Annotated in this window: 9 protein-coding genes; 5 read left to right on the top strand and 4 right to left on the bottom strand. The window is 48.5% G+C overall.

Annotation, left to right across the window (positions count from 1 at the left end):
- From A4E54_RS10745 to A4E54_RS10730, 4 genes are all read right to left on the bottom strand, one after another.
- A partial coding sequence (locus tag A4E54_RS10745; RefSeq protein WP_286726109.1) for an O-antigen translocase occupies nucleotides 1–1,124 on the bottom strand: 1,124 nt, incomplete at its 3' end.
- Nucleotides 1,111–2,283 carry a glycosyltransferase family 4 protein gene (locus tag A4E54_RS10740; RefSeq protein WP_286726108.1) on the bottom strand — a complete coding sequence of 391 codons (1,173 nt, stop codon included), beginning with the start codon at nucleotides 2,281–2,283 and terminating at the stop codon, nucleotides 1,111–1,113. The genes A4E54_RS10740 and A4E54_RS10745, both read right to left, overlap by 14 nt.
- Nucleotides 2,284–2,357: 74 nt before the next feature.
- Entirely contained in the window at nucleotides 2,358–3,341 is a 984-nt protein-coding gene (locus tag A4E54_RS10735; RefSeq protein WP_240084323.1) for a sulfurtransferase, read from the bottom strand.
- Nucleotides 3,342–3,378: 37 nt separating this feature from the next.
- Nucleotides 3,379–4,308, bottom strand: a complete 930-nt coding sequence (locus A4E54_RS10730; RefSeq protein WP_240084324.1) for a sulfurtransferase — start codon at nucleotides 4,306–4,308, stop codon at nucleotides 3,379–3,381.
- Nucleotides 4,309–4,591: 283 nt separating this feature from the next.
- Here A4E54_RS10730 and A4E54_RS10725 point away from each other — a divergent pair, with 283 nt between their 5' ends.
- The 5 genes from A4E54_RS10725 to A4E54_RS10705 form a co-directional block, all read left to right on the top strand.
- A complete protein-coding gene (locus A4E54_RS10725) occupies nucleotides 4,592–5,431 on the top strand; it encodes an SH3 domain-containing protein (RefSeq protein ID WP_240084325.1) in 840 nt (279 codons plus the stop codon).
- Between the two features lie 108 nt (nucleotides 5,432–5,539).
- Nucleotides 5,540–6,229 carry a YveK family protein gene (locus tag A4E54_RS10720; RefSeq protein ID WP_240084326.1) on the top strand — a complete coding sequence of 230 codons (690 nt, stop codon included), beginning with the start codon at nucleotides 5,540–5,542 and terminating at the stop codon, nucleotides 6,227–6,229.
- Nucleotides 6,226–6,960, top strand: coding sequence for a CpsD/CapB family tyrosine-protein kinase (locus A4E54_RS10715; RefSeq protein WP_240084327.1), 735 nt, complete (start codon nucleotides 6,226–6,228; stop codon nucleotides 6,958–6,960). Before A4E54_RS10720 ends, A4E54_RS10715 begins: the two co-directional genes overlap by 4 nt.
- Nucleotides 6,961–6,985: 25 nt before the next feature.
- Nucleotides 6,986–7,927 carry an SDR family oxidoreductase gene (locus tag A4E54_RS10710; RefSeq protein ID WP_240084328.1) on the top strand — a complete coding sequence of 314 codons (942 nt, stop codon included), beginning with the start codon at nucleotides 6,986–6,988 and terminating at the stop codon, nucleotides 7,925–7,927.
- Nucleotides 7,924–8,995, top strand: a 1,072-nt coding sequence (locus tag A4E54_RS10705; protein WP_286726105.1) for a glycosyltransferase family 4 protein, incomplete at its 3' end; no start/stop codon positions are given. The genes A4E54_RS10710 and A4E54_RS10705, both read left to right, overlap by 4 nt.

Here is an 8,995-nt window from a genome sequence, read left to right as displayed (position 1 = left end):
AAAAAAAGTTGGCTGCGTCCCTGGGCCACTAGAATAAACCCCATTGTCCAACTGGCTACCTTAAACAGATCACCGGGCAACTGCCAGCGGAGGATACCAACCGTTTCTTCAAATGCCCCGGAATAAAGGATGCCGACTACCTGATGGGTCAGGGTGAGCATAAACAGAATAACCGGGCCGGACATAAGCAAGGCTACCTCGGCCTGATTGTTGACCATGACGTTGGTTTTTTCACGGTCTTGGGCAACTGCAGTCAGCCTTGGATAATAGTCCTTTCCCATGGCTTCCAGGACAAAACCCAGGTAAAGTGCGGAGATGCTATATGCCGCCTGGTAATAACCGGCGGCGGATATGCTGATTGTCCGTGTGAGAATGACGCGGACGGCTATTTGGGCCGCTGCTCTTAAAAGATTTATGGCCATAAAAGCAAAACCAAGACTGAATAATCCGTACAGGGGCTGTGAGATGGTTTGCCAGGATATATGGACGTCAATTGCCGGAATCCTGCGTGTTAACCACCAGGAAACAACCAGAAGAGTCAAGGGGATGCTCAGGACGGCTATCACCACTCCACTTTCTCTCAGCTGCCAAACTGCCAGGACTGTTACCAGTGTTCCGCCTAAGGCGCTGAGTATATATGTCCTGGCAATGTCGACGAGACGGCGCATGCCGTTGAGAGTTGCTATTTGGGCGTTGTATATATTGGTTGCCCATACCCCGGCTGCCACCCAGGCTATCATCCAGGTATAGCTTTCATCACCCAAGGTCATAACGGCGACAGGTTTGCGGAGCATTACCAATAGCACCGCGCCAAACAAACCCAGTATCACCGCAGCCCACAATAAGGCTTTCCGGGTAAGGGCGAGACATGCCGCATCCCCGTTGGCCCGGGCTTCAGCAATCTGGCGGACGCCGCTTGAGGCCAGGCCCATCCCGGAAACTGTTGAGGCAGTATTCAGAATGGACTGTAATAGCCCCAGGAGGCCGACCCCCTCCGGTCCCAGCAGGAGCGCCATCACTTTACTTCTGATGAGACCGGTAAGCATAGAGACAGCCGATGTGCCGCCCATTATGACTGAAGCCTTAAGGATTTGCCCTGTTGTTCCCTTTTTAGCGCTGGCCAATTATCTTCATCCCGGCAACTTCCTTGTAAAGCGCGTTATATTTGTTAACAATGGACGGGAGGCTAAAATGCTCCTCAATGCGCTGTCTGGCTGCCCATCCTAAACGTTTTCTGCCTTCCGCATTCATCTTTAACAGTTCGAGCCAACCCTCTGAAAGTGCCCGTGGGTCCTTGGGGGGAACAACTTTACCCGTTTTACCCGCAATCAAGGCCGAATCACCCGCATCAGTAACGACGCAGGGGACACCGCATGCCATTGCCTCGCCGATAACGTTTGGAAACCCCTCACTGTATGAAGAAGAAGTAGCGATGTCCAGGGAAGCGGTGAGACGCGGCATATCCTCTCTTTCTCCAAGAAGGTGACACTGAGAAAGGATGCCTGCATCACTGAGCCATTTAATTAATTCAGGATTTTCCCGGGTGACTCCGGCTCCGCAGAGCAGAAAATGGATATTGGGCAGGCAGGCGTTAAGATGTGCCGCGGCACAGACAAAATTGTAATGATCTTTTTGTGGAGCGAAGCGCCCAATTAAACCGATTAACAGCCCCTCTTCGGGAATACCTAACTCTTGGCGCACATCAAGCCGCGCCTTGGGGTCCGGCTTAAAAACAGCCAGGTCGAACCCGTTTGGGATGACCACCATCTTGTCTGCCGCATAGCCAAGTTCAGTATGTACCCGGCGGGAGGCCTCCGAACAACAGACAATCCTGGCCGGCAGCCGGCGGGACAAGCGGGCGCAGGCCTTGGCGGCCCAGAGGGTAGTTCGCTTGGTGCCTTGCGGATCAAGGTTACTGTGGCGAATACCCCAGGTGACCGGTATGCTCCCGGCCAGCTTTGCCGCCAGCCCCCCGATAAGGTCTGCATGGTACATCCAGGTCTGGATGCAGTTGGGAGGGTCTTCCCTGAGCCGGCGTGCCAGCCGTAATATATAAAGTGGGTTCGGTACTCCCCGGCGCATTCCCAGCGCGTGCACCGGCACACCCAGATCCTGAATTTTTCTGCCGACTGCTCCGATGTTCAACAGCGAGATTACCTCAACTGCAACAGCCGCCCGATCAATATCCGAAATGATTTTGTATAGCATCATTTCGGCGCCGCCGGTGTTTAAGCCGGTAATAATGTGTAGAATTTTATTTTTAATAGATTTTTTTTCTTTCATTATAATTAACTTCCAAATTAATGGGGAAAGGTGGTGTATTCCCTTTCCCCATACTCTCGTTTTGGGCGCAGATCTTAATAGCTGCGTTCACCCTTTTCCAGAAGCCGTTCTCTGGAACTCCATTCTTTAAGGCCGCCGTCGTAGTTTATCACACTGGGATAACCCATTAATTCATGAAGCACATACCAGGCTAAGGAAGAAAGCGAGCCGGTGGTGCAATAAACATATACGTTTTTATCCGGAGTAATCCCCTTGGCAGTAAAAATAGAGACCAGCTCATCCAATGGTTTAAAGGTTTTGTCCTCGTTCATCAGCTCATCCACACTGACATTAACGCTGGAGGGAATATGGCCGTTTAAATATTCGTTATTGGGACGGACGTCCACTATAATATTGTCCGGGCTATTGCTAGATGAAATCTCTCCCATTTCTTTCAGGTCTGTGGTATATCCCTGATCAGCTTTGTCCGGATTGAACGCAAACTTGGACGGCCTGTGGCTGGTTCTTTCACTGCTTAGCTGGTAACCTTCCTCCTGCCATTTATCAATTCCGCCATCAAGAATTTGAATCTGATTATCGCAGCCGTGCAATTTAAACATCCAGTAAACCCGGCCTTGGAGACAGCTGTCATTGCCATAAATAACGATCCGGCTATGATTATCAATACCCATTTCTGATAAATACTTTTGTATTTGTTTCGCCGGAGCTACACGGAACCAGCGGGCGGTATCGGTATAATGGGAACGCAGGAGAACACTGGCTCCGGGGATATGGCCGCCCTGGCAATTTTGAACGTAGTCCTTGTTATTCGCGGCACGTGCGTCAAGGATGATCAGATTGGGGTCATTTAGAATATTGTTTAGCTCGCTGGCAGTGATGACGGCGTCTGGATTGCTGTATTCCGCTATCTTTTCTTCATCCGTTAGGTTAATATTCTGATAAGTAGGTTGTACGATGGTTGACGAGCGTTTATAGCCGGCTATAAGAACAAAGGTAGTTAAAAAGACAAAAAAGGCAATTAAAAAGTAAATTAAAAAAAATCGTCTCTTTTTATTCATTTTCTCCCTTCCCTCTCTTTATGATGAATTGATTTTTTTATAAACCTGTAGCAACCGGTCCTTTATATTCGAGCCACTCATTATAAGATCCGTCGTAGTTTTTTACATTTGGATATCCCAGGAGTTCGGAAAGGGCGAACCAGACCAGTGAGGAACGCACTCCTACGTTGGAATAGACAATAACTGTCTTGTCCTGCGTTATTTTTTTACTTTCAAATAGCTCTCTTAATTGGGGAGATGGTTTAAATGTCATATCTTTATTAAAAAGCAGCGTCGACGGAATATTCATGCTGCCGGGTATGTGTCCCTTGGCATACTCGGCATCGCTGCGGGCATCCACAATAAAATAGTCATTGCCGCTGACGGCTGCCTTTACGTCTTTCAGGGTGGCAAGCATTGATTCCGCTTTTGAATTTGTTAAATCGAATTTAAACTCTACCGGTGAACCTTTGGATATTACGTTGCTTGTATCGCCGCCTGATTCTTTCCACTTGTCCAGGCCGCCGTCTAAAATCTTGACATCGTCATAACCGTACATTTTAATTGCCCAGTACAAACGGGCTTCTAAACCATCACCGCCATAGAGAACAATGCTGGTATTATTACTCACCCCGCTTTTTCCAAGCATGCTTTGAAATTCAAGAGGGAAAGCCATACGGCCGGGATATGCTTGGTTGTAATAATTGCTGTAAAGGATTGGCAGCGCTCCGGGTATATGACTTTGCAGGTAAGTCTGCTGGTATATTCTAAAAGTCCTGCCACGGGCGTCGAAAACGAGTATCTCGGGGTCAAGAATTTTTTCTTTTAATTGGTAGACGCTTATTAGAGCATCAGGATGGGCATAGCTTTCAATCTTTATTGCGGCCAGCTTGCTCTCAGGGTCTAATTTAGTTTCCTGCTCTGCTGCCGGAATGGCGGTGGTTTGTTTGTCGTTGCACCCGCTTACGAAGACGATTCCGAGCAACATAATTATGAACAGAGTAAAGAAGCCGGCTGTAAAGTGGCGTTTGCTTGTTGTCCCATCCTCCGCTGTTGTCCCATCTATACGCTTCAGATCATGGATAATACTGCTTCACCTCCTCGTCTACATGTCTTCCGATGCTCCGAGATATCTTATGACGCTTCCCCAGGTGAGGTTACAATCCCGGAACAATGATTTACAAATGTCAGCTGGAACATAAATCTTTGACAAGACATAAAATAACAGGAATGAATGAAGCGGATTAAAAAACTGGATGGGGGGGAGCAAGATGACGTTTATTTGGTTATGGGCATTGGTTGCAAGCGCCGTAATTGCCGGTGTTTTTTTGATTATAACTTTGGCTCGCATAGAAGCAGGCGCCGGAGGAAGGAGTAAGTGGCTGGCATTTACTTTTTGTTCTCTTGCGGTAGTTTCCGGGTTAATTATTTTTAAACCCAGGCAAAACGCGGAACAAGTTCAATATATGCCTGCTCCTGCTTCGGTTGAAAATCAAGTGAATGAGTCAAGGAGTGCAGCACCACAGAAAAGTGTTGCGGAGCCCACGGGCTCTTCAAGCGGGTTGGCCGGGGGGGTGAAATCAAACAGCGCAGTTGATGAAAATCAGGACGCCCAAGAAACCCGTGATAGCGCCGGGGATGCCCCAATAGAAGCGCAGAAGGTGTTCGACCTAGCTGATTACAGGGATCCCGTACTTGAGGAAATTTTATTTCTGAAGCGTCAGGCAGGAGAAATAAAGGAAGGCACAGGATCAATGGAAGCTCTTGAAGAAACTTCAGCAGATAAAGTCAGCGATACCGCATCACCTAAACAGTCTGAGCAGCAATTGGATGACTCAAATTATCATCAATCAGGTGAACAGCAATTTTCAGAAGGACAGACGGAGCAGCAGAAGAGCCAGATTCAACGGGTGGTTAAGGGAAAGGTATTGGCAACCTCTCTTAATGTGAGGGATAAGGGAGACCTGAACGGACGGATCATCGGGACGTTAAAGTCTGGTGACAGCATTGAAGTGTTTGTTGAGCCTGAAACTGGTGAATGGTGCAAAGTTAAATTGAATTCCGGCCAAACGGGATGGACAATGAAAAAATATATAAGCATTGAACCTTAATAAAAGCCTGGTTGAGTAACATCATCAAAGCAGGCTCAATATGATGCGGTAATATATGACAGTTGCCGTTCTGTTTTCATATATTAAATGGGGAGGGAAGGAAAGACGATGAATCTCAAGGAGTTCGGAAGGATTCTGGGTGAACTCAAATTAGTGCTGGTTTTAATTCCGGTAGTGGCCATGCTGACCAGTGCGGTGATCAGCTTGTTTGTGATGTCGCCTGTTTATAAATCCTCCACAACGCTTATGGTCTTTAGAGACCAAATGTCATCTACGGAAATTAATATTAATACCCTGACAATAAATTTAAGATTGGTTAAAACTTATAGCGAGTTGGCTAAAAGCCGTGGCGTTGCAGAAGAAGTAATTAAAACGAATAATTTAAATCTGACCCCGGAAGAGCTGAGTGCGAAAATTCAGGTGGATCTGCCCGGCGAGACCGAAATACTAAGAATTACGGCCAGCGACTCCAACCCTGCGGCCGCAGCCTTAATCGCAAACGGAGTGGCTCAGGCGCTCACAGGGAAAGTATATAAGGTTTTAAGTGTTAAAAATATTCAAGTACTCGACCCGGCAGTACCGTCTGCATCTCCGGAAAGCCCTAATGTTATTTTAAACATCATTCTAGCCGGCATTTTCGGCCTCTTAATAACGGTGGCGATCATTTTTATCCGGGAATACCTTGACGACACCATCAGAAATCCTGAGGAAATAGAAAATTATCTCAAGCTGCCTGTACTGGGATTAATACCTGTGGTACAAATTCAAAATGGTGCCGGAAAGGAGAGCAAGAGTTGAGCAGTTACGAACTGATTACTTACAATCAGCCCCGCTCCTTCATATCCGAATCATTCCGGACATTACGGGCCAACCTCCAGTTCCTGGGGCTGGGGGACACTGCAAAAGCCATTTTGCTGGCTGGAAGCGGATTTGGCGAGGGGACATCTTTTGTTGCAGCCAACCTTGGGATAGTTTTTGCGCAAACAGGTCAAAAGGTGATTATTGTTGACTGTGATCTGCGCAAACCCCAGCAGCATTGGATTTTTAATGTAGATAACCAGTTGGGTTTGACCAGCATTTTATCCGGATTCAAGGAACCCGAACAGGTAATAAAGGCCCTTCCAATGGCAGGGCTAAGTATTTTAACAGCGGGTCAGCTGCCTGTCAACCCGACGGAATTATTAGGCGGTCAGAAAATGGGCCAGCTTATTGCATGCCTGAAAGAAAAAGCTGATGTTATCCTGCTGGATACCCCGCCGTTAACTGTGGTAGCCGACGCCGCTGTTTTATCCAAAAGGGTGGATGGCGTGCTTATGGTAGTAAGGTCCAGGGCAGCCTCTCATAATTCAGTAACAAAAACCAAAGTGCTTCTGACAAACGCGAAGGCAAGGATCCTGGGGGTAGCTTTAAATTGCGCCAGAATGGATGAAATAAGCGAAGATTATTATTCGAACTACAACGAAGTGGTTGCAAAATCCCAAAAACAAAAAAAAGCGGTAACAGCCGGAAAGCTGAAAGAAAAAATGTAAATTATGCAAAGACTGGTGTTGTTTAATGGGTGCCATTCTGGTCACCGGAGGAGCCGGTTTTATAGGTTCCAACTTGACCCTCACCCTGGTTGAACTGGGTCACAGGGTGCGGGTTTTGGATAACTTTTCCACTGGCAGTCTGGACAATTTACAGCCGGTGTTAAAAAAAATAGAGGTGCATAAGGGAGACCTGCGCAGTTTGCGTGATGTGCGGCAGGCCGTTGCAGGTGCGGAAGTGGTTTTTCACCAGGGCGCGTTGCCGTCGGTGCCCCGGTCGGTGGCCGATCCGCTGACTACAAGCGAAGTAAATATTTCCGGAACCTTAAATGTTTTTTGGGCCTCCCGGGACGCCGGAGTCAGAAGAGTGGTATATGCATCTTCGTCATCCGTTTACGGCAACAGCGATGTCTTGCCAAAGCTTGAAAGTATGCCTCTCTGCCCAAGGTCGCCTTATGCGGCAACCAAACTGGCCGGGGAGATTTATGGAAGAATTTTTTATGAACTGTATCATTTGGAGACTGTCGGCTTGAGGTATTTTAACGTTTTTGGACCGCGCCAAAATCCAAAATCAGAATATGCGGCAGTTATTCCCCGGTTTGTCAGCGCGTTATTAAGCAGGAATCCACCGGTAATTTACGGCGACGGGAAGCAGTCCCGGGATTTTACCTTCGTTGACGATGTTGTTCAGGCGAATCTTTTAGCCTGGCAGACTGCCGGAGTTGCCGGTGAAGTGTTTAATATCGCCGGTGGGAACAGGATTGCTTTGAATGATTTATTAGATGCTTTGGCAGATATTACCGGCTCCCAGGTGGATGCAGTATATTTAAAAAGCCGTCCGGGTGACGTTAAGCATTCAATGGCCGGTATTGAAAAGGCGTCCAAAATGCTGGGCTATTTTCCGAAAACCAATATTAATGAAGGGTTAAGGTTAACGGTTGAATGGTTTGCGCGGGAGAACGGCCTGTGAAGCCCCGTATAATTCATGTTACCACAATCGGCATTACCGCTTACCGGGCCCTCCTGGCTCAATGCCGGTACTTCCGTCAAAAAGGACTGGAAGTAGGGTTTGTATTCAGCCCTTCGCCCGAGGGGGAATCTTTGCGCGACCTGGGCTTCCCGGTAACAGAGATCTTTATCGACAGGGAAATAAATGTTTGGTCGGATTCCGGGGCAATTCTGAAAATGTTCCGTTATTTCAGGAACATACGGCCTGAGATAGTCCATACCCATACCTCCAAAGCCGGTGTGGTAGGCCGGGTGGCTGCAAGACTGGCCGGGGTTCCAAGCGTTGTTCATACTGTACACGGGTTTCCCTTTCATCCCGGCATGCCGCAAGTGAAATACCGGTTCTATCGGCAAATCGAGAGGTGGATGGCCGGGATTACAGACATAATGTTATCGCAGAGCGGGGAAGACGTTATTATCGCGGGTAAAATGGGCATTAAGCCCCGCCGGGGAGAGCTGATCCATATCGGGAACGGTGTTGATCTTATTGAATTCGACCCCGGCAAGTATTCCCCCGGCGAGCGTCTCCGGGTCAGGGAAGGCCTGGCAATCAGGGAAAACAACCCGGTGATTACCATGATTGGCCGTATTAACCGTGAAAAGGGGTATCACGATCTGGTGGAAGCGCTGCGACAGGTGCGGGATATACCCTGGCAGGCCTTATTCATCGGCCCTGATGAGGGTTTTTTGACTGTCCTCATGCAGTTAATCGACCGCTGCGGACTGCGGGACAGGATACAGGTACTGGGCCCGCGCGGTGATATCTCCGATTTGCTGGCGGCCACGGATATTTACGTGCTTCCTTCTTACCGGGAAGGGCTGCCCCGCTCTCTGATCGAGGCCCAGGCGATGGCTTTACCCTGTGTGGCTACGGATATCAGGGGATGCCGGGAAGTGGTCGAGAAAGATGTGACAGGATTTCTGGTAAATCCCGGGGATAGTGAAGCCTTGAGCGGCGCGCTGCGCAAATTGCTGCTGGATCCCGGACTCCGCCTGCAAATGGGGCAGGAGGGACGGCGGCGGATGTGCC

Source organism: Pelotomaculum sp. PtaB.Bin117, assembly GCF_002067195.1.
Classification (GTDB): Bacteria; Bacillota; Desulfotomaculia; order Desulfotomaculales; family Pelotomaculaceae; genus Pelotomaculum_D; species Pelotomaculum_D terephthalicicum.
This window is presented reverse-complemented; position numbering and strand designations above follow the sequence as displayed.